This is a genomic window from Kitasatospora sp. NPDC056651, assembly GCF_042792155.1.
Classification (GTDB): Bacteria; Actinomycetota; Actinomycetes; order Streptomycetales; family Streptomycetaceae; genus Kitasatospora.
In genome coordinates this window covers 1-25021 of sequence record NZ_JBHTWX010000093.1, presented here as the reverse complement: position 1 = coordinate 25021, position 25021 = coordinate 1, and the positions used below count along the sequence as shown (strand labels likewise).

Here is a 25021-nt window from a genome sequence, read left to right as displayed (position 1 = left end):
GAACACCGGCATCACGTCGACCGCGCCGACGGCCGGCACCCCCGCCCACGCCCCGCCCCGCCCCGCCCCCGGCGGCGTTCACCTGCGCCACAGCCGACCGCCCCGCCCCGCCCACCTAAGCTGTCCCCCACGCGGTGACCGGGGAGGACAGCGGGTGGATCGGTACGACGTCAGGAACACCATCGGAGGCGGGACCCAGCGGACGGTCATCCAGGTCGGCTCGATGACGCTCCAGGCCACCCCGGCCCCCGCCGACCCCGCCCCGCCGGGCGATCCGTGGGCCCGCGCCGTACTGGACTCCGGAATCTGGGCCCACGCCGCGCCGCGCGACGCCGAACCCCACCGGCGGCACGCCGCCCGGCTGGCCGAACGGCTCGCCGCCGTCAGGGACGGCGCCGAGCGGAGGATCGCCGGGGACCCGTGGGCCGACCCCGGGTTCGCGACGCGCTTCGCGGACCGGGTGGAGTGGCTGCTCGGGGAGCCCGACGGCGCGCTCGACCTCCACCCGGCCGAGGCCGGGCTGCTCGTCCTGCTGCCCTACCTCTACCAGACCCACCAACTCCTGCTCCTGGCCTCCCGGTTGGAGGCCGACCCCACCGACCTGCGGCAGCGGCACGGGGCGACCGGGTGGCGCGCCGACTACCAGTCCTTCCTGGCCGGCCACGACCTGCTGGTGAACCGGGCCGCGCTGCGCCCGCAGGCCGCGTCGGCGACCGGGTGGTGGCTGTACCGCCGCTGGCTCGCCGAGGAGGACACGGGGGCGGACCGTCTCGCCGAACTCGCCGCCGAACTCACGCCCGAACTCACCGCCCGGAGCGGCCCGCTGACGGAGGTGCTGAACGCCCGGCGCCTGGCCAGGATCCTCACCGGCCTGCGGATCGGCGCCGACATCTGCAACCCCGAGCACCTCGGCCAGCTGGAGGCCGACGAACTCCTGCCCGGCCCCGGTCGCCAGCGCGTCCGCGAGCGGCGGGCCGGCCTGCTGCTGGCCGTCGCGTACGGCGCCGCGGTCGAACCCGCCGCTCTGCCCGACACGGTGGTCGAGCACACCGGGGTCCCGAACCCCGTCGACCTCGACGGGCTGCGCCGGACCCTGGCCGCGACGGCGTGGGGCGGCTCCCCGGACCTGCCGGTCCTCAAGGCGGTCTGCGAACACGAGGCCGTCGTGGAGGCACTGCGCGAGCACGCCGTGCGCCTGGACGCGCTGCTCCTCGCGGTCGGGCGCACCGTGCCCGACCGGATCGCCCAGCCCATGCCGCCGCTGCCCGCGCGGATCTCCGCCGACGGCGTCGTCCCGGCGGAGGGGACGTTCACCAGCAGCGCGCGGTTCCGGCTCGACGACCGCCGGGTGCGCGGCCTGCTGACCGGCACCCAGCTGTACAAGGACAGCGACCTCGCCGTGCGCGAGCTGTACCAGAACGCCCTCGACGCGTGCCGCTACCGCCGCGCCAGGACGCGGTACCTGGAGCGCTCCGGGCGGCCCTTCCACCCGTACGAGGGCCGGATCGACTTCCTCCAGGGCGTCGACGAGGACGGCCGCGCGTACCTGGAGTGCGCCGACGACGGCATCGGCATGGGCGAGGCGGAACTGCGCGGCGTGTTCTCCAACGCCGGCGCCCGCTTCGTCGAGCAGCCCGACTTCCTGCTGGAACAGGCCCAGTGGGAGCGCGTCGAGCCGCCGGTGCGGCTCCACCCCAACAGCCGGTTCGGGATCGGGGTCCTCTCGTACTTCATGCTCGCGGACGAGATCCGGGTGACGTCCTGCCGCACCGGGCTCGACGGCATGCCCGGCCCGCTGGTCGAGGCGCACATCCTCGGGCCCAACCACCTGTTCCGGATCGTCGAGAAGGAGGAGCGGGGCACCCGGCCCGGCACCCGGGTGCGGCTCTACCTGCGGGACCAGCGCCGCTCCTGGTCCGGCCTGGACGCCCTGGCCAAGGTGCTGCACATCGCCGAGTTCCCCACGACGGCGCGGCACGGCGGGCGCAGGGCGCAGTGGGATCCCGGGGTCCTCCGGGTGCCGGGCGGACCGGCGGGCGGCCCGGCCCTCGACACCCTGGTGGAATGGCCGGACAGCCCGCCGGGCGCCCAGGTCATCTGGCGCGAACACGGCGGCATGCTGCTGGTGGACGGCCTCACGATCGAGCCGGGCCGGCAGGTCGGGGTGCTCACCGGGCTCCACGGCGTCGTGGTGAACCTCTTCGGGGACCACGCCCCACGCCGGCTCAGTTCCGACCGCCTCACGGTCCTGGACGACATCTCCGCCCGGGTCGAGGCACTCCTGACCGCGGCGGCCGGCGCCCTGGTGACGAGCGACCCGGGTTTCCTCACCCTGCAATGGCTGGGGAAGGTCGCCGACAGCAGCCCGCGCATCGCGGACCTGGTGGCCGACGCCGCGTTCGAAGCGGGCGTCGGGTTCCGGGTCCGGGCCCGCGGCCAGGCGGCGGTACCCGCCGAGGCCGGCTGCTTCCCGCTGGACGGCACGCTCCTCGACGGCCTGCTGACGAACCGGCGCTCGGAGTGGTCGTCGGACGGGGTGTACCTCACGATCCCGGACCACATCCTCCTGTGGCGGGTGCTCGCCCACCGCGATTGCGACCTGGCCGAGGAGTTGGCGACGCTCGTACCGGAGCTGGCCGAGCCCCGCCAGGTGGTCAGAGCCCGTCCGTCGGATCCGGAGCTGTTCACCGGGAAACGCGGGGTGTTCGGGATCACCCGGCCGTCGGACGCCTTCGGCGTCGCCCGGCGGCTCGGCTGCGACCCGGCCGCCACGGCGGAGCGCAGACGGCTCTTCGGCGTCAGTGACCTGCTGGTCCCCGCGTCCCCCGGTCCGGAGGAGTGGGCGGACACCCCGGACATGACCTGGCTCGACAAGCCGTACGAGCGTCGCCGCTCGCACGCCACGATCGGCGACCTGCTGGAAGCCGGCGAGAAACTCGGTGAGACCCCGGCGCGGGTCGCGGCCCGGATGCGGGCCCACGGCATCACCGTCGTCCCGGACGGGCCGGCGGCCGACATGCCCGACGAGACGGACCGCCGGCTGCTCCACCGCGATGGTGTGATCGACGAACGCCGCGGCGTCTGGAACAACGGTCCCGTGCCACCGGGTCACGTGGCCCACGCAGCCCTGCTGACGGGACTGAGCCCGGCGGAGGTCCGGCACCGGCTGGAGCGCTACGGCGTCGAGGTGGAGCCGTTCGACTTCCCCGAGCAACCGGACGAGGCCTACGTGCAGTGGCTCAGCCGGGACCACAACGGGCACTGGCCGTGGCTGAGCGCAGCCAGGCCGCTCCCGCCGTGGCGGCTGCTCGCCGTCCAGGAGTGGTTCGAGCTGTCCGCCGAGGAGGTCCGCTCCGCGTACGCGCGTCTCGGCTTCACGCTGCCGCCACGCCCGGACTGCCGGGAATCCCCCGACGACTTCGACCTGCTGGCCGGCGCAGTGGATCCCTTTTGGTCGCCCTTCCTGACGGACCGCGCACCGCGCTTCCACGAACTCGTCAAGGCGTCCGAGGAGCTGGGACTCAGCCTGCCGAAGCTGACCGGCCGGCTGGCGGCCTACGGAGTGCCGGTCGGCATGGTGCTGCCGCAGCGGCCGAGCGAACTCGACCGCGAGCTCTTCCGCCACGACGACCTGCTGCGGATCGATCCGGACTGGGACGACCAGCCGAACCTCCCCTGGTGGTTCCGGCTCGGCCCCGACGACGAGATCCCGTTCCACCTCCTGGTCCTGGCCGCCCGCGACCTCGACCGGCGCCCCAGGGAACTCGCCGCCCGGCTGCGCTCCTACGGTCTGCGGGTCTCGCACGACGACCTCCCCCCGGGCCTCAGCCAGCGTGAGGCCCTGCGCCTGCTCACCGTCGACGAGAAGTCGATGCCGCAGCCCATGGACCCGCCGATGCCGCTCGCCCAACTCGTCCGCATCGCCCGCCGCGTCGACCTGCCCGTCGAGGAGACCGCCCGCCACCTGCGCGACCTCGGCGTGCACGTCGGCGACCTGGCGGCCACCGTACGGGCGGCCCTGGCGCGGGTGCCGCTCGCCTGACCGCCGGGGTCCCGGCTCCGGCGGTCGAGCCGCCGGGGCCGGGGCGCCGGGGCGCCGTCACGCGGGAGGAGGCCCGGTACGGGTGGTGGCCACCCGTCGGGTGGGCCGGTGGCTAGTCACTCCTGGTGTCCGGCGGGTCACTCCCGGTGGGTGACGGCCGCGAGGGCGCGTTCGCGGACGTCCGCCGAGGGGTGGTGGCGAAGTTCGCGCAGGAGGGCTCGCCATTCCCGGGGCCAGCCGAGGCGGTCCCCGAACACCTCGGTCAGCGCCGTGGCGAACAGGCCGGCGGCCGGGCCGGTGTCGTCGGTGCGGCGGGCGGTGTGCGCCAGCGCGTCGAGGGTGCCGGGCGGCGGCAGCGGGCCCGAGCCGTGCTCGCGCAGCAGGGTCGACGCGGTGAGCGCGGCCGCGGCCGGGCGGCCCCGGTGGGCGTCGGCGAGGGCCGCGAGCGCGTCGGCGAGCGCCTGGGGTCCGGCCGCCGGGTCCACCAGGCGGCGCAGCGCGGCCGTTCTGACGCCCGCCAGGTCGGGTTCGGCCGCGAGCAGGTCGGCGATGCCGGCGAGCAGCGGCCGGTGCCGGTCGTCGGCGGGGAGGTCGGCGAGGTGGGTGAGCCTGCGGCGGGCCGGGAGGTCCCGGTCGTCGGCGGCGTGGAGGTCGTCCGTCCGCGTGGCGGCGGCGAGTTCGGCGAGGGTGCGGTGCAGCAGGCTGCCGGGGGCGGCGCCGCCGAGCGGATGGGGCAGGCCGGAGGCGGCGAGCGCGCGGACGGCGTCCGCGGCCTGCCGCCAGCCGCCGCGGTTCGCCGGGTCGGTGACGGCCCGTCGGGCCACGTCGGCGCTCTCCGGGGCCCAGGCGGCCCACCGCGGCAGCACGGCCAAGGCGGGTGCCGCGACCTCCGGGTCGGCCGCGTCGGCGACGGAGGCCACCAGGTGGGCGTAGCGGCCGCGGTGAGCCTCGGGCAGGTGCGCCGGGTCGGCCCGGAGGACGGCGCGGCGCACGGGCGGCGGCGCCTGTCCGGCGGCTTCGGCGAGCAGGTCCCAGACCGGTTCGGCATCGAGCAGGCCGGCCGTGAAGGCGATCGCCGCGGCGCGCACGTCGTGGTGCTGGCCCTCGACGCGGTACGCGGCCACCAGCAGGTCGGCGGCGGTCTTCGGCGGCAGGTGCTCGGCGGCGAGCCGTACGGCCTCCTTGCGGCTGGTCACCTTGCTGCCCTGGGCTCCGGACAGCAGGGCGCCGAGCTGCTCGGCGAGCTCGTGGGGCGGGGTGAACCGGGCGGCCCGGGTGGCCGCGTACACCGCGACCCGGGCGCGGTCGCCGCCCGCGTGGGCGAGCAGGTCGCGCAGCGCGTCGGCGGGCCGATCCGTCCGGACGAGTGCGGCGAGCGCCGCCTCGGCGAGCACCACCTCGTCGGAGTCCGTCCGGGCGCGGACGACCGCCTCGCCGTACTCGGGTATCGCGGCGGCGGCGTGGACGGCCGCGGCCCGTGCGTGCAGCGGCAGCGTGGGGTCGTCGGCCGCCGTGGCGGCGAGCCGGGCCGCGGCCCGCCACTGGCGCGGGGTCCAGCGGTTCGCCGACCAGGTGGGGGGCAGGACCGCCCGCTGCGGGCGCTTCAGGAACCGGCCGTACGGCGGCTCGGGCGCGAGGAGCGGGTCGAGGAGGTCGGTGCGGTGTTCGGCCAGCACCCTGAGCACCGGCCGCAGGACGGCGGCGGAGGGTTCGAGTTCGAGGATCCCGGCGACCCTGGCACCGCGGGTGCGCGGGTCGTCCAGCCACAGGTCGGCGGCCTTCGTGAACGCGGCGTCCGAGCCGAACTGGAGGGCGTGCAGGAGGAGTTCCTGGAGTTCGGGAACGCCCCGGGCGCGTCGGCCGAGCGAGCGGGCCAGGGTGATCAGCAGCCAGTACTCGGCGGTGTCGGCCATGGTGTCCAGCCAGGGCCGCAGGGTCGCGAACACGGCGTGCTCCTGACCCCTCCGCAGCCGGTGCTCCAGTTCGCCGAGTTCGACCGTGCCGTTCTGCCCGGCGATCCGCCGCAGGCTGCGCAGTGCCCAGTCGACCAGCTCGGCCCCGTCGGCGAGGGCGTGCTCGCGCAGCACCTCGGCGACCAGCCGCTGCAGGGCGGCCCGGGTGGCGTACGAGCAGTCGCGGGCGTCGACCGCGTCCCCCACGGCGGCGTCGAGGTGGGGAACCGCCTCCGGGGTCAGCAACCGGGCGGGCACCTGGACGAGCGCCGTCAGCGCCGCGCAGCGCACCGGGTCCTGCTCGTTGCGCAGCCGCGGGAGCAGGGCGAGCACGTCCTGGACGGCGTCCCGGTCGTCGGAGGCGGCCGCGTTGGCGAGCAGGCCCGTCCAGGTGGCGGCGCGGCAGTCGGCGTCGGGGCGGGACAGGGCGGCCCGTAGCTGCGGCTGGGCCTCCTCGGTGGGCAGGTAGGCCAGGACGGGGGTGATCTGGGCCCAGGGACGGCCCTCGGCACGGCGGGCGGCGACCTGTCGCCGCGCCTCGGCGTGGCGGCGGGCGTGCGGGAACAGCGGCAGCAGGACGGACAGTTCGGCCTCCCGCGGGAGGGCGCCGGCGTACACGAGGTCGAGGAACGCGTCGCGCCGGCCCGGCGGCAGGGCCCGCAGCAGCGCGGCGAGGCAGCGGGGCGCGGCCAGCCAGTGGCGACCGAGAGCGGGCAGCGAGGGCGGGTCGGCGCGCACCAGCCGGCGCAGGGTGCCGCTGGTGGGCGGTGGGGTGTACGGCCCGATCGCACCGCGCCGTGGGTCGACGAGGACGCGGACGGTGCGTTCGGCGTCCGCGCCGGCCAGCCGCGGCAGGTGGTCGTGGCGCAGCGGGACGTCCGGGCCGAAGCGCTCCAGGAGGTCGAGGACCCGTTCGGGACGGGTTCGTACGGTGGTGGAGAGGACGTCGGCGAGGGCGGGCCACTGACCGAGCCGCAGGGTCTCGGGGTGTTCGGCGAGCACCTGCTCCAGGTGGTCGAGGACCTCGTCCGGGAAGCGTGCGGCGAGGGGTGCGAGCGGAACGGCGTGCGCGAGGTCGGGCAGCGTCTGGGCGACGAACGCGGGGCCGCAGGCGGAGAGCAGCCGGGCGGCCTCGGCGTCGCCCCACTCGGCGCGCAGGCGGCCCACCAGGCGCTCGGCGAGCCGGTGTCGGCGGCCCTGCCGGACGACCCGGGTCAACTGTCGGCGCAGATCACAGGATGCTCCGGTGAAGGCCGCCTCGATCGCCTCGTCGGGGATGCCGTGGGTGTGGGCGGCGCGCAGGGCGTACCCGCGGACCACCGGGTCGGGGTCGGTCAGCCGCTCGGTGAGGTAGCCGGTGGCGCGGCCGGCCGATGCGGCGAGCGCGGCCAGCCGCCGACCGTGGACGCCGGAGCGTTCCAGGCCGGACAGCAGCCCGGAGAGCTCGCCGTCGGCGGCGAGTTCCCTGGCCCTGCGGACGACGAGCCGTTGGCGCTCCGGGTGGGAGAGCGGGTCGAGGTCGGTGAGGAGCTGATCGGCTTCGTACGGCATGCGGTCATTGTGGCCGGTCGGAGCGGGTGGCTCCCACCGGTTTTCCGGCGCCCGGCCCGTCGCCTGGCCCGTCGGCCGGCCCGTCGCCTGGCCCGTCGGCCGGCCCGTCGCCCGGCTCGTCGCCCGGCCCGACGCCTGGCCCGACGGCCACCAGGCGGAGTCGAGGCCTCGGCCCCGGGCCGCGTCCGTCATGCCAGGAACCGCACCGGCAGGCTCCTCAGCCCACTCAGCATGGTGCTCGGCCGCCACACGAGGTCTGCCGGGTCGGCGTCGAGGGCGAGGTGGGGGCGACGCTCGATCAGCGCGCGCAGGGCGATGGCGGCTTCGACCCGGGCGAGGGGGGCGCCGAGGCAATGGTGGATGCCGTGGCCGAAGGCGAGGTGGCCGGCCGGCTCGCGCCGGATGTCGAAGCGGTCCGGGTCGGGGAAGTGGCGCGGGTCGCGCGAGGCCGCGGCCAGGGAGACGAGGACGCTGTCGCCTGCCGGGATGGTGGTGTCGCCGATCCGTACCGGTTCGGTGGCGAAGCGGAAGGCCGCGGCCCCCACCGGGCCGTCGTGGCGGAGGGTCTCCTCGATCGCGTTGTCGACGAGGCCGGGATCGGCGCGCAGGGCGGTGAGCTGCTCGGGGTGGGTGAGCAGGGAGAGGACCGTTCCCGAGATGAGGTTCACGGTGGTCTCGTGTCCCGCAACGAGGAGGAGGAAGGCCATCCCGAGCAGTTCCTCGGCCGAGAGCCCGTCGGCGGCTTGGGTGGCGAGCGCGCTGAGCAGGTCCCCGCGAGGGTCGGCCCGGCGTTCCTCGATGAGGGCGGTGAGGTGACCGGTCATCGCGCCGACCGCCGCGCCGGCGGCCTGCGGGGAGCTGGGCGCGACCAGTTCGGTGGACCAGGCGTGGTAGCTCGCGCGGTCCGCCGCCGGTACGCCGAGCAGTTCGCAGATGACGGTCATCGGCAGCGGCAGCGCGTAGGAGGCGACGAGGTCGACGGAGCCTGTGTCGGTGTCGGTGTCGGGCAGCGCGTCGAGCAGACCGTCGGCGATCTCCTGGACGCGGGGGCGCAGCGCGCGGATCCGGCCGGCGGTGAACGTCCTGGCGACCAGTTCGCGCAGCCGGGTGTGCTGGGGCGGGTCGGTCTGGAGCATGTTGACGCCGAGGGCGTGGCCGCCGTCGTCGGTCCACGAGGAGGAGTGCCTGATGTCGTTGCTCAGCCGTGGATCGGTGAGGGCGGCGCGGGCGTCGTCACGGGTGACGACCAGCCATGCTTCGCCGGAGCCCGGGACGAGCACCCGGTGGACCGGTCCTTTCTCGCGGAGTGCCGCGTAGGCGGGGTACGGGTCGACGGTGACGTCGAGGCCCGCGGGAGAGAGTTCCTGAAGCGTCGGAGCAGGCATGCGCTTTCCCCCTCAAAAACGGGGAGTACTCCCCGGTGATGGCCCGACCCTACCAAACCGGGGGCATGTCCCCACTTCGCGCGCGTCGCTGGACCCTCCGCCGGAACGACGGACACCCTTTCCTTTCCGGAGCCCCGGCCGTCAGGACGCGGCCGCGCGCGCCGCCTCCAACTCGGCCACCAGCCGTACGACCCGCTTGTTGGTCCGGCCCGAACCGTGGCCCGACAGCATCGACAGCTGGTCCGTCCCGCCGGAGACCAGCACCAGCTCCGGGACGTCGGACGAGTACACCCTGCCCGGCAGGACGGCCACCCGCACCTCCCGGACGTCCGCCCACGCGTGCGAGCGCGCCCCGAGCAGCCCGGAGTACCTCAACCCGGCCGGCCCGTAGGAGACGCCGAACACCGGCGCGCGGAACGTCAGCAGCACACCCGGTACGCCCAGGAGCACGACCGGGATCAGTCCCATGAGCAGATGGACCACGTCGCCTGCGGCCGCCGCTTTCACCATGCCCGCCGCCATCACCGCGGCGACCAGCAGGCACGCGGCGCCCATCGGGCAGTAGACGAGCGACCAGGGAGTGCGCTTCCTCCGCATGTCCGTCCCCCTTCTCCACAGCGCACGGCGCACGGCACAAGGCACGCGGTGCATGGTGCACGGCACGCGGCAGGCGCCATCCGGGCCGTGGAGTGTCGCCACCACCCGTGGACAAGCATACGAACGGTGGCCGCGCCGCCGGGAGCGCAGGGCACGCACCGGCTGGTCGCCCGTCAGGCCCTGCCTGCCGCGCCCGCTCACGCCCCCGGCGGCGTCCCGGGCCCGGGATCACTCCCCGGCGGCGAGCCAGCGCAGTCGACCGTCCTTGACATACGTCCGGCAGGTCAGGGCGATGCCCGCCGAGGAGGTCGCGGTGGCCCCGGCCTGCTGGCACTTGCGGTGCGGCTCGTTGCAGCTGCCCTTCTTCTTCCCGGGTATCTGGGCGCAGTTCTCGGTGTCGTGCGCCTCCTTCCCGGCGGGCGAGAGGTTGTCGTAGTTGCTCCCGTCGTGCCGCCCGGGAGAGTCGCCGCCCGTGGTGCCGCCGCCGGACTCCGTCCCGGTTCCGGTTCCGGTCCCGGTCCCGGTTCCGGTTCGCGTGCTCGGTGTGGCGGCCGCCGTGGGCGGAGTCGGCGCGGCGGCAGCCGCCCGCGGTGCGGGCGGCTGGACCGGCACGGGCGGAGCCGGGACGGGCGGGGCCGGCTCGGCGGGCGAAGCCTGCTCAGGCGGTGAGGCCGGCGGCGGCGTGGCGGGCGGCGGCGTGGACGGCGCGGCCGAACTCGCCGACTCCACGACGGAAACCGGCGCCGGAGATGAGGCTGTGTCGGACGTGCCGGGACCACAAGCCGTGGCCACGGCGAGGAGCAACACCACGGCGCCGACCGCCGCCGCCTTCGGCATGGTTCGTACGCTGAACTCAGGACGGAACATCAGGCCAGTCTAGGCAACCGATGATCTTGACACGGCCCCTCCGACCGCTCAGCCCGGATCCCTGCGCATGCACCACGCGCGGGGCCCACCGTCGGGCAGCTGGACCTCAGCCGTCACCTCGAAGCCGAGCCGCCGGTAGAACCAGACGTTCGCCTCCGTGGAGGTCTCCAGGAACGCCGGATAGCCGGTGCGCTCCGCCTCCTCGATGCCGGGCAGCAGCACGGCCCGGCCGAGGCCGCGCCCCTGCGCCGCGGGCGCGACCCCGACGGTGTTGAGGAACCACACCGGCTCCTGCGGCCGGTGCGGCTCCACGACCTGTTCGGCCGCCTCGAAGGCGGCCTGCCGGTCGCCGGCGAGCTCGCCGAGCACCAGGGCGATCTCGGCGAAGGCGGGCGAGGGGTCCCGATCCGGAACGGACCAGGCGGCCACGGCCAGGCCGCCCTCGGCGACCCACACACGGCCGTGAGCCATGCCGAGGCGGGTGAGGCAGATCTCCTGGAAGCGCCTGACCCGTGCCTCGTGATCGTCGGCGGAGATCACGTGCCGGGTGAAGGGATAGTCGGCGAAAGCGCGGCCGAGGGTGTCGACCGCGGTGGGGACGTCGGCGTCCGTGATCGGGCGCACGGCGAGGGCGTTCTGTGCCTGTTCGTCGTTCACCGCACCGATGCTGTCACCGGACCCACCCCTAGACAACGCGTCATGCCCCTGATCGGCCCACCGGCCACCAGCAGCGCCACCACGAACATCATCACTGTCAGCCGACGGGGAGCCCCCGGGCATCGAGCTCGGTGGGCAGGCCGAACGCGGCGTACACCCGCGGGTCCTGGAACACCGAGGTGCGGCTGATCCCGCTCGCCGTGACCGTGAACACCTGGAGGGTGTGCAGCCGGTAACCCTCACCGGCCCGCTGGTAGGCGGCGAAGCCGGGCTGGCCGTTGGCGGCGATCCGCTCCAGACGCCAGTCCGTCCCGGCCTTCTCGAACACCCAGTGCATGAACAGGCCGTAGTTGTCCCGGCCGGTGAACCAGTTGAGCATCGGCGGCATCTCCATGAGCACGTCCTCGGTGAGCAGCCGCTTGAGGCCCTCCACGTCGGCGTCCTCGAAGGCCTTCATGTAGCGGTCCACCCAGGCCCTCTGCTCGGCCGCGAGCGGCTCACCGAGGTCCTCGTCCACGAAGCCGGTCTCCCCGAGCCGGGCCCGCGCCCGTTGCAGGGAACTGTTCACCGACGCCGACGAGGTGCCGAGGATGTCCGCGGCCTCGGACGCCGTGAAGGCGAGCACGTCCCGCAGGATCAGCGCGCCGCGCTGGCGCGCCGACAGGTGCTGCAGAGCAGCGGCGAACGCCAGCCGCAGGCTGCTGCGGTCGATCACCGTACCGGCCGGGTCGCCGGTGCCGAGCAGCGCGTCGGGGAACGGCTGCAACCAGGGCACGTCGTCGCCGCGCACCAGCGGCCCGAGCGGTTCCGACTCCGTCACCAGCCCGGACGGCAACGGCCGTCGGCCCGAGCCCTTCAGGGCCGTCAGACAGGCGTTGGTGGCGATCCGGTACAGCCAGGTACGCGGCGAGCTCCGGGCCTCGTCGTACTGCTCGCGCGCCCGCCAGGCCCGCAGATAGGTCTCCTGGACCAGGTCCTCGGCATCGTGGACGGTGCCGAGCATCCGGTAGCAGTAGGCCAGCAACTCCGGCCGGTACGGCGCGATACGGCCGCCGAAGTCATCCCCTGTGCCCACCGCATGCCCCCTCCGGCCCGCTCGGAACGGCCATCGTAGAGCAACTCGGCAGCACGCCACGGTCGTTGTGCCGATACACCCCCCACCCGGCGCCGGGCCTCGCTCGCGTCGCACCGGAGCCCGGAAAACTTCTCTCCGCCGACGCGATGAATTCCGGGGACGGCGTCGGTACGTAGTGGCGAGTCCGTCGGAACAGCCGGGCCGACCAACACCTTACGGAGAATCCGATGTCTGTCACCCGTACCGCCACCCGCACCGAGGACGAAGCCGCGATCAAGGCCGTGCTGAACTCGACCTACCAGGCCTGGGAGGCCAACGACCCCGACGCCTTCGTCACCCACTACACCGAGGACGCGACCGCCATCCTGCCCGGCTCGCTGCGCGCGGGCCGCAACGTGATCCGGGAGAGCATGGCCAAGGGCTTCGAGGGGCCGCTCAAGGGCAGCTCGACCTACAACAAGCAGCTCGGCATCCGCTTCCTCGGGGACAGCGCCGCGATCGTCACCAGCGAGTCCGGCATCCTGTTCCCCGGCGAGAGCGAGGTCCCCGACACCCGCAAGGTCAACGCCACCTGGGTCCTGGAGAAGAACGACGGCTCGTGGCGCATCGCCGCCTACCACAACAGCCCGGTGCTGGCGCCCATGCACTGACGCGACGCCGGAGGATCCCCGCCCCGCTTCCGGAGCGGGGACCTCCCACGTGCGCGGCGAACCGTTGCTCCAGCCCAGGAAGCTGCTGACCCCGCGTGCGCGGGGCCGACGGGCCGCGCGTCGAGTCGACGATGTCCCGCTTGGAATCATCCCCGCGTGCGCGGGGCCGACCCGGCCGCGCTCGCCATCGGCGCCGTGATCGCGGAACCATCCCCGCGTGTGCGGGGCCGACACTCCACGCCGCCGAAGGAATCCGAGCTTCCCAGAACCATCCCCGCGTGTGCGGGGCCGACGTCATCACCAAGGCGGAGAAAGCGGGGTTGGAGGAACCATCCCCGCGTGTGCGGGGCCGACAACAACACCGAAGAGGGGTCCACCCGAGAGGGGGAACCATCCCCGCGTGTGCGGGGCCGACGTGGGCTCGTACTGGAAGTAGTCGAGCCGGCCGGAACCATCCCCGCGTGTGCGGGGCCGACTCCCGGGGCCGCACCGCGTTCCACCCGGCCGAGGAACCATCCCCGCGTGTGCGGGGCCGACGCCCGGGTGATCCGGCGGATGGGAAGCAGGGTGGAACCATCCCCGCGTGTGCGGGGCCGACGACGTCGCCGACCAGCCCCGGTACCCGCACCGGGAACCATCCCCGCGTGTGCGGGGCCGACCGCGAGGTCAGGCCGGCCTGCTCCGCCGCCCCCGAACCATCCCCGCGTGCGCGGGGCCGACTCGCTGGTGATCCTCGGCGCGGGCAGGTCGGGGGAACCATCCCCGCGTGTGCGGGGCCGACCGTTTCAGGCGAAACGCCTGCAATCAGGGCGAGGAACCATCCCCGCGTGTGCGGGGCCGACCTTCCGGTCCAGCTCGACCCACGCCGCGTCGCGGAACCATCCCCGCGTGTGCGGGGCCGACGGCCAGCAGGGAGACGGTCACGCGGCCGTCGCGGAACCATCCCCGCGTGTGCGGGGCCGACACTTCGTGACCTGCAAGTCTATCGGTGGAAACGCGCCGAGAGAATCAGTCCGTCGAAGTCGACGGGCTTCCAGCGGTCCTTGCCCGCCGTGCGGACGGTCCAGCCCTGTTCGTTGGCGGCGGGTTCCACAAGTACGGCCTGGCCGTCGCCGATGCGGGTGGCGAGGAGGTCCCAGAGGCGGTCGCGGACGCGGCGGCCGGGGGTGCCGACGAAGACGCCGGCGTTGACTTCGACCATCCACCGGGTGAGGTGTCCGCGCAGGCCATCGGGAGCTGCGATGAGGATGATGACGGTCATGGGCTGCTCGTGTCCTGGGTGAACTCCGGGCCGATGACGGCCAGGTGTTCGTCGCCCATTGCCGGGTCGGACACGGCGGGCGCGGGCGGGCCTTCGGTGCCCGACCAGTTGACACCGCCCTGGACCGTGCCGGCGCGTTCGTCCCAGAGTTCGTTGACCTCGGCGTCGGGCATCTCGGTGCCGTCGGGGCTGAGGAGTGCTTTGACGTCGTGCACGATGCGGCCCAGGAGTTTCTCCTGGGCGATGCGGTCGCGCAGGCCGAGGCGGGCGTCGCGCTCTTCGGTGTGGCCTTGCTTGGCGAGGTCGAAGGCAAGGGGGATGGTGTAGTCGGCCTTGTAGAGGTCCGCGATGTCGAGGACGAACGAGGTGGCCAGCCCGGTGTGGACGAAGCCGAGGCCGGGACTGGCCCCCAGGCCGGTGATGACGGCGTGGCAGATCCCGTAGAGCGCGGCGTTGGCCGCCGACAGCAGCCGGTTGAGGTCGTCGCCCGCGGCATACGCGTCACCCGCCTTGTAGACCCGCCCGTTCCACTCCACGCCCGTGCGGCGTGACTCGGCCTGGTAGAGCTTGCGGATGCGGGCGCCCTCACGGCCGCGCAGCTGCTGCATGGTGGCGGTGCCGACATCCTCGCCGGGGAACCGCATGCGGTACATGGTTCGGGCGACGGCCAGGCGTTCCTTGGTACGGCTGACCAGCCACGCCTGCCGGTTGAGGAGACCCGCGCCGCGGCTGGGACCGAGCCCGGCCGCGTACATGCGCACGCCCTGCTCGCCGACCCAGCACACGGTGGTACCGGAATCGGCGAGCAGGTTGACGGCGCCGTGGGTGATGCGGGTGCCCGGACCGAGCAGCATCACGGCGACCATCGCCGCCGGGACACGGACGGTCTCGCGCTTGTTGATGACGACGACGGCGTTCTCGTCCCGGTCGATGTGGCTGCGCTCGACGTAGACGCTGGAGACACGGTCGGCGAGGCGATGCAGGTCATGTGGGTGGGCTTTCCACCAGATGTCGGCCATCGGTCAGCGGTGTCCGGCGGGCAGCGGGGCGAGGGTGAGCAGGCCGCAGCCGTAGGCCTTGGACGGGCCGATGCCGCCGAGGAGGGCGGCCTGCATCAGTTCCGGGTCGCTGATGTGCAGTCGGCCCTCGAAGGTAGCGGTGGTGAGGGTGACCGGGGTGCGGGTGCCGGGTTTGGTGAAGGTGGCGCGGCCGCGGTCGGTGATCCTCACCTCGCGGGCGGGTCGCGCGCTGGCCGGGTCGTCAGGGGCCGACGGTTCGAGGCCGGGCGCCGGGTCGTCGGTGCGTGCATCGGGGATGGTGAAGCCCCAGCGGTCAGTCCGGTCCAGGAACCAGGTGAGCTGCTGGGCGGCGGTGCGGTGGGCCATGCGGTAGGAGCGGTGGTGGAGTTCGTCCGCGCTCTTGGTGCGGTGGGCGCTCGCCTTGTCGGGCTTGGAGGTGTTCTGGACGGGGCTGGCCTTGAGCCGGAAGGCGAACTCGCGGCCGACGGCGAGTTGGGCGAGCAGCGGGGTGTAGTCGCGGACCGCGTAGTGCTCGCCTTCGGCGTCGGGCCATCCGGCCTGTTCGACGATGTGGGTCCAGTCCGGCTTGGAGGGGGAGAGAGCAAGCAGCATGGGGCGGCGCGGGTGGTCGGCGTCCAGGCGCCACAGGATCCGGTCGCCGGGGGCGAGGTCGGGGACTCCGGCGGTGACGGCGCCGTGCAGGGCGCGGGGGTTGGCGAGCAGGGTGCGGCTGGCCGCGCGCAGGGGGTTGATGCGGACGCGGGAGAGGTAGGTCATCGGGTCACCAGCCCAGCAGGGCGAACGGGTCGTGGCCGGCGATCGCGGCGGCCGGCTGGACGGTCGTGGCGGAGGAGCGGAGTCCGGTGGGGACGTCGAGCCAGGCGTGGCGGATTCGCCGGGTGGAGAACCCTCGTTCGCGGGGGTCGAAGGTGCGGGGGACGTCCTGGACGGTGTCGTCGCCCGAGGGGTCGTCGAAGGTCGCGGCCAGGTCGATCCGATACGGGGAGAACGGCTCCGGGCCCCGTTCGGCCCGCCGGCGGTAGGCGGCCTTGGCGACCTCCCCCGCCTGCCATGGCTCCTCCGCCAGGACCGCTTCGACAGTGCCGTCGCGCACCGCGCCGAGGGCGATCGGCTGGGTGGGCACGCAGGAACGCCGGCCGAGGGCGAGCGGGAAGGCGGGGCTGCGGATCGCCTCGGCGAGCGCCTCGACGAGAGCTGCCGGGCCCTGGACGGCGGCGACGAACACCGCGTCCTGGAGGTAGTAGCGGTGGGTGACGTGGGTGTCCTTGGCCGGGGAGGTCGGCTTTTGGACGCCCTTGGCGTTGACGCCGGCCTGCGGCAGCGGCTGGCCCCGGTAGTCGCTGACGGTGTGGTAGTCGCGCAGCAGGGTGCCGGGCTGGTCGATGCGCACGCCCAGGCGCAGGCCGACCAGGTCGGTGATGTCCGCTTCGCGCGGGCGGCCCGCGGCCGCGGCGAGCAAGCCGACGACACCGGACTTGGTCGGCTGGGGCCGGCTGTCACGGCGGTTGAACGCGCTGCGGTCGCCCCAGGACTGGAGCGGACCTGCCAGCCGCAGCACGAGGACCGCCTGAGCCTCGTCCTGCGGGCCCGGGTCCGGTGTCGGGTCCGGGGCGAGGGCCGGTGCGGGGGTGGGGTCGGCGGGCATCAGTTGTCGTTCACCCGCTCGGTGAGGGCGGTGCGCAGTGCGTCGCGAAGCTCGGGGAAGGTGCGGTTCGCGCCGAAGGCCTGCGTCAGCTGCTGCCCGGTCTCGTCGGGGTCGGCGGTGACGGTGTGGCAGACGCCGACGTACAGCGGGCTGTCGCCCCACTGCTCGGTGGCGGTGGTGAACTCTCCGGCGAGGCGGCGCGCGGACTCCGCGACGATGCCCCGGCTCGCCGGGACGGGGTTCTCGTACGCGGAGACGAGGTTCACCGGCTGGTCGGCGCGCACGACGACGGCGACCAGGCTGGGGCGGGTGCGGTGGGCGAAGGAGTTGCCGTAGCCGGTGGGCATGGAGCGGGCGAAGGAGTCGACGAACAGGTCGACGGCGTCGACGGCGGCCTTGTCGTCGCCGAGGTTCTCCCGCAGCTGGTGCAGGCCGACGGTGGCGTAACGGTAGAGGGTGGCGGAGTTGAAGCCGATGGTGCCGATCATCCCGGCGCCGGTCTCGTCGGCGGTGTTCTCGTCGTCCACCGCCGTGTAGTAGTCGAATTCAAGCTCGGCGGCGTGGGTGGAGATCGCGTGCGCGACCTGCGTCGCGGCATCCACGTTCAGGCTGGGGATGTCCGCGACCATGCGGCCGAAGAGCGCGACGTCCGCGGGGTGCCCGCTCTGCAACTGCTCCTTGACCGGCAGGGCCTTGACGGCCTCGTCCAGGGCCTTGGCGTCGAGGGCGGCGAGGTCGGCGGCGGTGTCGGCGACCAGGGCGACGATGCCCTCCAGCTGCCGCCGCCCGTAGAAGAGCAGGTAGGCGGTGTCGCCGGCCTTCTTGCCCGCGGAGATCCCGGTCGACTTGATCAGGGCATCGGCGATCCGCTGCGCGTCCTCGGCCGCGACGCCGCCGCGCTCGGCGATGCCCTTGGCGAGCTGGGCGGCGATCCGCTTGGTGCGGGTGGCGAGGTCCTGCCGGTCGCGGCTCTCGGCGAAGTGCACGCGGGTGGCGCGCTTCCAGGCCTGGGAGGAGACGCGGGAGCGGCGCTTGCCGCCGAAGTAGGCCTCCTTGGGGTTGCCGTTGTCGTCCCGGTTGAGGTTCGCCGGCGGGACGGTCTGCAGGATGTGTACGTCGATGTAGAGGCGGGCGGTCATGCGCTTCTCCTCGAAGGGTGGCGGTGGGTGTGCAGGGTTACGGCTGTTCGCCGGGACGGTCAACTGTCGGCGGGACCCTTGTCCTTCTCGTTGTCCTTCCACGCCTGGTAGCCGATGGCCCACTTGAGGCGCACCTGCGGGCGCCGGTCGGTGTGGTGCCAGGCCTGGATGTCGGCCATCAGGTGGTTGTAGTCCAACGGCTGCCCGACGGTGCGCAGTTGGGTGATCAGGCCGCGCAGGTGGACCAGCAGGGCCGCCACGCTGGTGGCTCCGGCGAGCTGGGCGACGCGGGTGTCGAGCGCGTCCTCGCTGAACTTGCCGCTGCGGCGCAGGGCCCGCAGGGCCTCGCCTAGCTTGACGCCGCGGCGGTGCATCGGCGTGGACTGGCTCTGCTGGTGGAGTCCGTAGAGGGCCAGGGCCGCGTGTTCGGCCTTCTGTTCGTCGGAGACTTCGTCGCGCAGGGCGAGGACGTCATTGACTTCGCAGCTGTAGAGGGGCCACATCTTGGGGCTGTCCATGACGGGGCGCCCGAGGCCGGAGCGCAGGGCCGCGAGGTCCTCGCCCGGGGGCCGGCGCGGCTGCCCGCTGCGGGGGTCGGTGCGCCAGGTGTGGTCGGGGGCGGTGTGCTGGTCCCAGTACCGGCGCTGTTTGGCGGTGGTGGCGTCTTCAGTCGTCAAGGTCCGCTCCAGGGGCGGGGTCGGGTTCGAGGGCGGGTCCGGTCTCGGCTGCCCGGGCGGCGGCCGCTTTCCGGACGGCGTCGGCGTAACGGGGGAGGATCTCGTCGACCTGGCGCCGGAAGTTGGCACCGGCGGTGCCGAGCTTGTAGGTCTGCGGCTTGCCCGGTTTGCCCGTTTTGCTGGCCGGGGTGAGGGTGCGGCCCTGGAAGGTGGCGGTGGGGGCGGCCAGCAGGAGCTCGTTCGCCGCGTCCCGCGCGCGGCGGTGGGCGAGTCCCTCCCAGGCGAGCCTGCCGCACTCCAGGATGTCGTCGTCGGTACCGGCGTCGCGGACGCCGGCGAGCAGGCGACGCACCAGGGGGTCGAGGGTGTGTAGGAGGAGGTCGCCGGGGCGCTGGCCCTTGTCCCACGGGATGGGATCGGTCCCGGCGGCCCGGCGCAGGTCGGCGGAGAGGTTGTTGACGGCCTTCGCGAGCTGCTCCGCTTGCTCGGCCACGTCCAGGAGGAGCTGGTGGGCCTCGCTGTCCTGGTGGAGGGCGAGCAGCGGCAGCGGGATCGCGTCGTGGATGACGTCCTCGACGACGGAGGACTGGGTGCCGTAGACCATGCCGAAGGTCTCGACCTGCAGCGGATAGTCGGCGTCGAGTCTGCCGCTTTCCCGCAGGGCGCTGACCTCGTCTAGCAGGATGCTGGTCTCGAAGCCGTCGGAGCTCTGGCGGGTCGGAGCAAGGAGTGCGTCCAGGCCCCGCCAGGCGGCCTTGCCCTGGGTGTGCCGGCGCGGCCTGCGCTCGGGCAGGGCCGAGGCCGACTTCTTGGCGGGCGCGGCGAACGCCCAGGCGGTGTGCGGTTCCTGTCCGGGCAGGACCAGGAGCCGGTCACCCGCGCTGATGACCACCCGGGCGACCTTCAGCCGGCCGTCCTCGTCCTGGTGCGGGACGAGCCGGATCCGCCGGGCCTGCCAGGTCCACAGGTCGAGCAGGCCCTCGGCCTCGCGGGGCCTCCAGGCTGGTCCGTGCGGGCCCTGCGACCACTGCGGGACGCCGAGGACACCGGGCGGGGTGACCGGGAGGTTCAGCAGGAGGGTCTCGTACAACGTCCGTCCGGTGGGGACGATGACGCCGAGCTGGCCGAGGGGACCGGTCGGGTTCCCCGTCGTCTTGCCCGCCTTCACCTGGTCGTCTCCGACGACGCCGGTCTTGATCGCCGCGGTGTCCCAGCAGTGGGTGTGCACGAGCCAGTGGGCGGCCTGGGCCGGTGTCAGATCGAGCGGGTCCGCGTCCGTACGGCTGGCGAACAGCGGGACGTTGTTGCCGCTCGCCGCGGTCGCCACGAGGGCGGCGGAGCCCTTCGTCTCGGCCTTGGCGGTCCGCAGCCCGGCGACCTGCGCGAACGGGGCTACGGGGTCGAAGAGGTCGAACTTCGCACGGTGCTCGTGAAGGTAGCTCTGGAGGCTGTCCATCTCGCCCTGGGTGAACCCATCCTTCCGGGCGAGCCGGTCGCCCTTCTCCCGCAGGGTCTGAGGCACGCCGATGGCGTGGGCGACGACGGGCAGCAGGACCTGGCGCAGGACGGCAGGCAGCTGGGTGGAGAACTCGACGACGAGGCCCTCCAGCTCGTGGGCGCGGGCCAGGGCCTCGGCGATCCCCAGCCTCATGGGAGGCCCGCCGCCGGCGGGGCACACCGTCAGCCACGGTTCGTCGACAAGGCTGTACCCAGGCACGCGCTGTTCTCCCAACTGGCTATGTTTAGCTCGCTGCTGGCTAAGCATGGCATCTCCGATGGTCTGTTGTAGGGCGAATGCTTAAATTGCCTCGGCCCCGCGGGTTCCGTCGCGGGGATGGCCCCTGGCCGTGTTTCCGGCTCTCGGCCGAGAGCACGTCGGCCCCGCGTTCGCGGGGGCGAGGGGCGCGCGTGGGCGGAACGGCATGGTGTCCGTTCCACCCACGCGCTCTACCGGTACGGGCGGCCGCCGCTCACCACGAGCCCGAGCGCCTCGTCGTAGCGCAGCCGGAAGTCCCCCAGCGACGCTTCGCCCTGTTCGTCGAGCTTGAGGGCGAGGCTGTAGCGAAGCCATGGATGGTCCCGCCAGCCCGGCAGCGGACCGAGTGCCTGCTCGGCCGCCTCGGTCAGCCTGGCGGGCAGGCGGACCGTGCCGCAGAGCACGTCGTCCACCACATCCGCCGCGACCTCGCCGTTCGGCCCGAGGCTGCGGCCCGTCACCGTCCGGAAGCGATCCTCGGTGCCACGCACCAGGACCACCTCCACACTGCGGTCCCCGTCCCGGACGAGTGCCTCGAACTGCCCCTCGGCCAGGGAGCCGTGGCCTCCGTAGTGCAGACCGGCCAGGGTCGCAGCCCCGTGCTCCCCAGCGCGGGTCAGCACGTACTCGGCAGCCTTCGCGCGACGCTCGGTCTGCCGCTCCTCCCAGTCCCGCCGAGCCTGCGTCTCGGCCTCGCCCCACGCCTCCGGGACGACGGGGTCCGTCCCGTAGACCCGGGCGACCAGGTCCGCCACCTGGCCGGGAATGCTCCACGTGCCCCCACCGGCCGTCACCCGCTCCACCTCGGCCGCCGTACGCAGCAGGAGGTAGCGGCCGTAGATCCCCTCGGAGGCGCGCAGTATGTGCGGCGCTCCGCCCCCGTCGAGGCCGACGCCGGTGACGACCACCGTGGGCTGCTCCAGCAGGGCGGAACGCTTCACCCCGTCGTGGCGGTGGAGGCGGCCGATGCGCTGGAGGAACAGGTCCATCGGCGCGAGGTCGGTGATCAGCAGGTCGGCATCGACGTCGAACGACTGTTCCGCGAGCTGGGTGGCGACGACGATCAGCCTGCCGGGACGCCCGGCGCCCACGGCCGGAGGGGCGAGGAGATCCAGCACCTCCTGGGTACGGTCGGCCCGGTGGCCCGTGTGCAGGCGCCCGTGCAGGAGGCGGACGTCGGCGCCGAACTCCTTGCGGAGGGCGTCGAAGGTGGATTGGGCGCGGTCCACCGTATTGCGGATGACCAGGACGCACCCGCCGCCTACCAGACGCTCCCTCAGGTAGTCGACGACCGGGGTGTCCGCCGCCCCGGCGTCGTTCTCCGCGGCCCGGGAATCGGTCCGCGTCGGCGGTTCGTCGAGGACCTCGACCCGCACCCGCAGGTCGTCACGCCAGGACTCCGTGCTCTCGACCAGCACCTCCGGCTTCCCGCCCCGGCCAGGCCAGGCCGCCGTCACACTCGGATACCCCTGCGGCTCGGGAACCTCCAGCCCCGCTGCGACCTCCGCCGACCGCGTTCCGGCCAGGTAGGCGGCGACCAGCCGGCGCCGCTGCTCGGGCGGCAGCGTCGCCGACAGCAACACCACCGGCACCCCGGCCTGCCCGAGCCACCACAGGCCTTCCAGCAGGAACTGCGACATGTAGACGTCAGCGGCGTGGACCTCGTCGAGAACCACGACCTTGCCCACCAGGCCGGCCATCCGCAGCATCACGTGCTTGGTGCGGGTCGCGGCGTACAGCAGCTGATCGATCGTGCCGACCGCGAACGGACTCAGCAGGCCACGGCGACGGCCGAGGAACCACTCGGCGGGAGCCCTGCGCTCGCCGCCCTCTCCCTCACCCCCGCAACCGTCGAAGCAATCGGACCGCATGCCGTACTCGTCCACCGTCGAGTAGCGGGAGTCTGCGTCCTGGCTCCATTCCCCCGCGCCTTCCAGCAGACCGCGCCACTCCTTGTTGAACATCCGCTTGCCGTGCAGCAGCGCGACCTGGTCCTCCAGCCCCTCCTCGACGTTGCGCAGCCAGGCGCGGACCTGGGTGAACATCGGATCCGCGGTCGCCTGGGTCGGCATGCCCAGGTACACCCCGTCCAGGCCGTACCGGGCGGCCAGCAGCTCGGCCGCTGCCAGCGCGGCCTTCGTCTTCCCTTCCCCCATCGGCGCCTCGACGATCACCAGGCCCGGTCCGCCCATCCGACGCACGACATCGAGCACCAGGTCCTGCGACGGCCGGGTCCCGTGACCGAAGCGGTCCCGGAACGCCTCGGGACCGGGAGTCGGCAGCACCCCCCACCCGCCGCGCAACCCGAGGCTCGACCACGCCGCAGCCGCCCGCTGCCGCGCCTGGACGATCGTCACCTTCGCGAGGTCCGGAATCCCGGCGAAATGCCGCTCGTCGCTGGCGATCCAGTCCGCCATCACCACGAGGCCGGACAGCTGGAGCTGCATCGCACGGCTCGGCACCAGAGCCGGCTCCACCGCGGCCAGCGGCCACTCCCCCTCGAAGCCCAGCTCCCGGGAGAACACCTCCACCAGCGCCGACTGCGCCAGCTTCCAGGACGGCCCCTTCCCCTGGAGGGCTTCCTTCTTCGGGCGCAGCTGGCCCAGCGTGGGGAAGCGCCCGTGGTGGCCGGCGACCAACGGCCAGACCCAGTCGATCTGCTCCTCCGCCCACCCTGCCTTGGCGAGCGCCGCACGCAGCAGACGGCCGCCGGCCTTGTCGTGCCGCCAAGACTCGGATTTCACCGCGAACCTGTCCCATGAGAGGCCCGCTCGGCGGACCGCGTCCGCCAAGTCGGAGTCCACGTGCTGGAAGGCGGGGACGGCCTTGCCGTAGTCATGGATCCCGCACAGCCAGGCGAACAGACGCCGCCCCGTCCCTTGACCGCCCGCGACGGCGTCCAGACGCCGCTTTGTCACGGGCGGCAGGTAGCGGTCCCAGACGACCTCCGCCACCGCCGCGGTGTCCAGCATGTGCGACAGCAGGAGGTTGGCAGACCCCCCGGCCCGCCCGGCCGACTTCCCCCACAACACACCCAGCCAGCCCTTGACCTCGGGTGGATACCACTGCCAACGGTCCTCAGCCATCGCTCCAACCTCCATGTGCGAGTACGCTTCGGGAGCCTAGGTCCTGGCACTGACAATTTGCTTGCCTACGAAAAGATATGACTAACACTCAGGAGCGATGGTATGGACCTTCTGCCGAATCGAACTGAATCAATCGGCGCCCTCTGAGGAGAATCGCTGCAGGTCAGGAAGTGTCGGCCCCGCGCTCGCGGGGGTTGCTCCCAGCGTCGGGTTCAGCAGCCGGGCGGTCGACGGTCGGCCCCGCGCTCGCGGGGGTTGCTCCCTGGTCACCTGGTTCACCGACGCCTGGAACTTGTCGGCCCCGCGCTCGCGGGGGTTGCTCCGGCGGTGGCGAGGAGACGCCGGAGCGCCTGGCGTCGGCCCCGCGCTCGCGGGGGTTGCTCCAGCCCGTCGGGCAGCAGCGGCCCCCGGCCGGCGTCGGCCCCGCGCTCGCGGGGGTTGCTCCGCACCGTGCTCACCATCACGACCACCGGCAGGGTCGGCCCCGCGCTCGCGGGGGTTGCTCCCGGGCCTGGTCGAGCACGCGTCCGGCCTCGATGTCGGCCCCGCGCTCGCGGGGGTTGCTCCGCTCCTCGACGTCACCGCCGCGCTGCCCGCCAGTCGGCCCCGCGCTCGCGGGGGTTGCTCGATCGCTGGCTGACCAAGACGCCGGATCCCCGGGTCGGCCCCGCGCTCGCGGGGGTTGCTCCCCACACGCTCCGGCTGCTGTACGGCTCGCAGGGTCGGCCCCGCGCTCGCGGGGGTTGCTCCGCAGGGGACTCGGGAATGGAGAGGGATGCGGGGTCGGCCCCGCGCTCGCGGGGGTTGCTCCGCCTCGACCTCTGGGGCCTGGACCCCGTCTCCGTCGGCCCCGCGCTCGCGGGGGTTGCTCCCCCGGAGGAGATCGGGGCCTGGACCCGCGCCTGTCGGCCCCGCGCTCGCGGGGGTTGCTCTCCGAGGAGGTCGAGGAGTGGATGGAGAAGATCGTCGGCCCCGCGCTCGCGGGGGTTGCTCCTACCTGCTCGGCAAAAACAGCCGCAGCTGGCTGTCGGCCCCGCGCTCGCGGGGGTTGCTCCATGAAGGAGCAGGGCCAGTTCAAGCTGGGCCAGTCGGCCCCGCGCTCGCGGGGGTTGCTCCGCGGAGGAAAGCGTGACGGACAGCCAGGATAAGTCGGCCCCGCGCTCGCGGGGGTTGCTCCCACCTCCTCACGAGAACAGCCGGCGCCACGTCGTCGGCCCCGCGCTCGCGGGGGTTGCTCCCCCGGGCTTGCAGCTCGCGCAGTTCGCCTCGAAGTCGGCCCCGCGCTCGCGGGGGTTGCTCCCATGCACCCCGACCAGCGCGCCGGGAATAGCGGTCGGCCCCGCGCTCGCGGGGGTTGCTCCGACTCCGCCCGTCGTACACCGGCGGAGCGTCAGTCGGCCCCGCGCTCGCGGGGGTTGCTCCGCCGAGCCGCGCTGGCGGTGGATCGAGATCCGGTCGGCCCCGCGCTCGCGGGGGTTGCTCTCGCCCATATTCACCCATACCGCCCCACCTTGCGTCGGCCCCGCGCTCGCGGGGGTTGCTCCGGTGAGGTTCCCCCGTTGAGCGGGAGGTGGTGATTACCTGGTCAGGACGGGTGTGGGTGGTTCGATGGCCACTTGTTCGGCCGTCGCCTGGTCGGCG

General features: G+C 73.7%; 16 protein-coding genes and 2 CRISPR repeat arrays. Of the genes, 2 read left to right on the top strand and 14 right to left on the bottom strand.

The genetic code is table 11. From position 1 onward, the window contains the following. The first annotated feature begins 154 nt into the window (after positions 1-154). The gene (locus ACFRAR_RS28950; protein ID WP_380701430.1) at positions 155-4042 is read left to right on the top strand and encodes an ATP-binding protein; all 3888 of its coding nucleotides are present in this window, start codon (positions 155-157) and stop codon (positions 4040-4042) included. A gap of 137 nt (positions 4043-4179) precedes the next feature. On the opposite strand, the gene ACFRAR_RS28945 is transcribed toward ACFRAR_RS28950, so the two are convergent. From ACFRAR_RS28945 to ACFRAR_RS28920, 6 genes are all read right to left on the bottom strand, one after another. Beyond that, a complete protein-coding gene (locus ACFRAR_RS28945) occupies positions 4180-7545 on the bottom strand; it encodes a hypothetical protein (protein ID WP_380701428.1) in 3366 nt (1121 codons plus the stop codon). Between the two features lie 188 nt (positions 7546-7733). Continuing rightward, a complete protein-coding gene (locus ACFRAR_RS28940; RefSeq protein ID WP_380701426.1) occupies positions 7734-8930 on the bottom strand; it encodes a cytochrome P450 in 1197 nt (398 codons plus the stop codon). A gap of 141 nt (positions 8931-9071) precedes the next feature. Continuing rightward, positions 9072-9527, bottom strand: a complete 456-nt coding sequence (locus tag ACFRAR_RS28935) for a hypothetical protein (protein WP_380701424.1) — start codon at positions 9525-9527, stop codon at positions 9072-9074. Between the two features lie 228 nt (positions 9528-9755). Then, positions 9756-10139 carry a hypothetical protein gene (locus tag ACFRAR_RS28930; RefSeq protein WP_380701422.1) on the bottom strand — a complete coding sequence of 128 codons (384 nt, stop codon included), beginning with the start codon at positions 10137-10139 and terminating at the stop codon, positions 9756-9758. 303 nt (positions 10140-10442) lie between these two features. Continuing rightward, positions 10443-11051 (bottom strand): GNAT family N-acetyltransferase, encoded by a 609-nt coding sequence (locus ACFRAR_RS28925; RefSeq protein WP_380701420.1) that lies wholly within the window; start codon positions 11049-11051, stop codon positions 10443-10445. 97 nt (positions 11052-11148) lie between these two features. Next, the gene (locus tag ACFRAR_RS28920; protein ID WP_380701418.1) at positions 11149-12126 is read right to left on the bottom strand and encodes a sigma-70 family RNA polymerase sigma factor; all 978 of its coding nucleotides are present in this window, start codon (positions 12124-12126) and stop codon (positions 11149-11151) included. A gap of 227 nt (positions 12127-12353) precedes the next feature. Here ACFRAR_RS28920 and ACFRAR_RS28915 point away from each other — a divergent pair, with 227 nt between their 5' ends. Beyond that, positions 12354-12776, top strand: coding sequence for an SgcJ/EcaC family oxidoreductase (locus ACFRAR_RS28915; protein WP_380701416.1), 423 nt, complete (start codon positions 12354-12356; stop codon positions 12774-12776). 81 nt (positions 12777-12857) lie between these two features. Continuing rightward, positions 12858-13740: a CRISPR direct-repeat array (repeat unit 29 nt; unit sequence GGAACCATCCCCGCGTGTGCGGGGCCGAC). Positions 13741-13758: 18 nt separating this feature from the next. On the opposite strand, the gene cas2e is transcribed toward ACFRAR_RS28915, so the two are convergent. From cas2e to cas3, 8 genes are all read right to left on the bottom strand, one after another. After that, the gene (cas2e, locus tag ACFRAR_RS28910; RefSeq protein ID WP_380701414.1) at positions 13759-14037 is read right to left on the bottom strand and encodes a type I-E CRISPR-associated endoribonuclease Cas2e; all 279 of its coding nucleotides are present in this window, start codon (positions 14035-14037) and stop codon (positions 13759-13761) included. Continuing rightward, positions 14034-15056, bottom strand: coding sequence for a type I-E CRISPR-associated endonuclease Cas1e (gene cas1e / locus ACFRAR_RS28905; RefSeq protein ID WP_380701412.1), 1023 nt, complete (start codon positions 15054-15056; stop codon positions 14034-14036). The genes cas2e and cas1e overlap by 4 nt, the downstream gene beginning before the upstream one ends. Before the next feature lie 3 nt (positions 15057-15059). Next, on the bottom strand, positions 15060-15833 hold the full coding sequence (cas6e, locus tag ACFRAR_RS28900) for a type I-E CRISPR-associated protein Cas6/Cse3/CasE (RefSeq protein WP_380701410.1): 774 nt from the start codon (positions 15831-15833) through the stop codon (positions 15060-15062). Positions 15834-15837: 4 nt separating this feature from the next. Further along, positions 15838-16722 carry a type I-E CRISPR-associated protein Cas5/CasD gene (gene cas5e / locus ACFRAR_RS28895; RefSeq protein ID WP_380701408.1) on the bottom strand — a complete coding sequence of 295 codons (885 nt, stop codon included), beginning with the start codon at positions 16720-16722 and terminating at the stop codon, positions 15838-15840. Further along, positions 16722-17861, bottom strand: a complete 1140-nt coding sequence (gene cas7e / locus ACFRAR_RS28890; protein WP_380701406.1) for a type I-E CRISPR-associated protein Cas7/Cse4/CasC — start codon at positions 17859-17861, stop codon at positions 16722-16724. Before cas7e ends, cas5e begins: the two co-directional genes overlap by 1 nt. Positions 17862-17920: 59 nt before the next feature. Continuing rightward, entirely contained in the window at positions 17921-18538 is a 618-nt protein-coding gene (gene casB, locus ACFRAR_RS28885; protein ID WP_380701404.1) for a type I-E CRISPR-associated protein Cse2/CasB, read from the bottom strand. Beyond that, entirely contained in the window at positions 18528-20303 is a 1776-nt protein-coding gene (gene casA, locus ACFRAR_RS28880) for a type I-E CRISPR-associated protein Cse1/CasA (protein WP_380701402.1), read from the bottom strand. The genes casB and casA overlap by 11 nt, the downstream gene beginning before the upstream one ends. A 182-nt stretch (positions 20304-20485) precedes the next feature. Beyond that, on the bottom strand, positions 20486-23380 hold the full coding sequence (cas3, locus tag ACFRAR_RS28875) for a CRISPR-associated helicase Cas3' (protein WP_380701400.1): 2895 nt from the start codon (positions 23378-23380) through the stop codon (positions 20486-20488). A gap of 172 nt (positions 23381-23552) precedes the next feature. Continuing rightward, positions 23553-24924: a CRISPR direct-repeat array (repeat unit 28 nt; unit sequence GTCGGCCCCGCGCTCGCGGGGGTTGCTC). Positions 24925-25021: the final 97 nt, after the last annotated feature.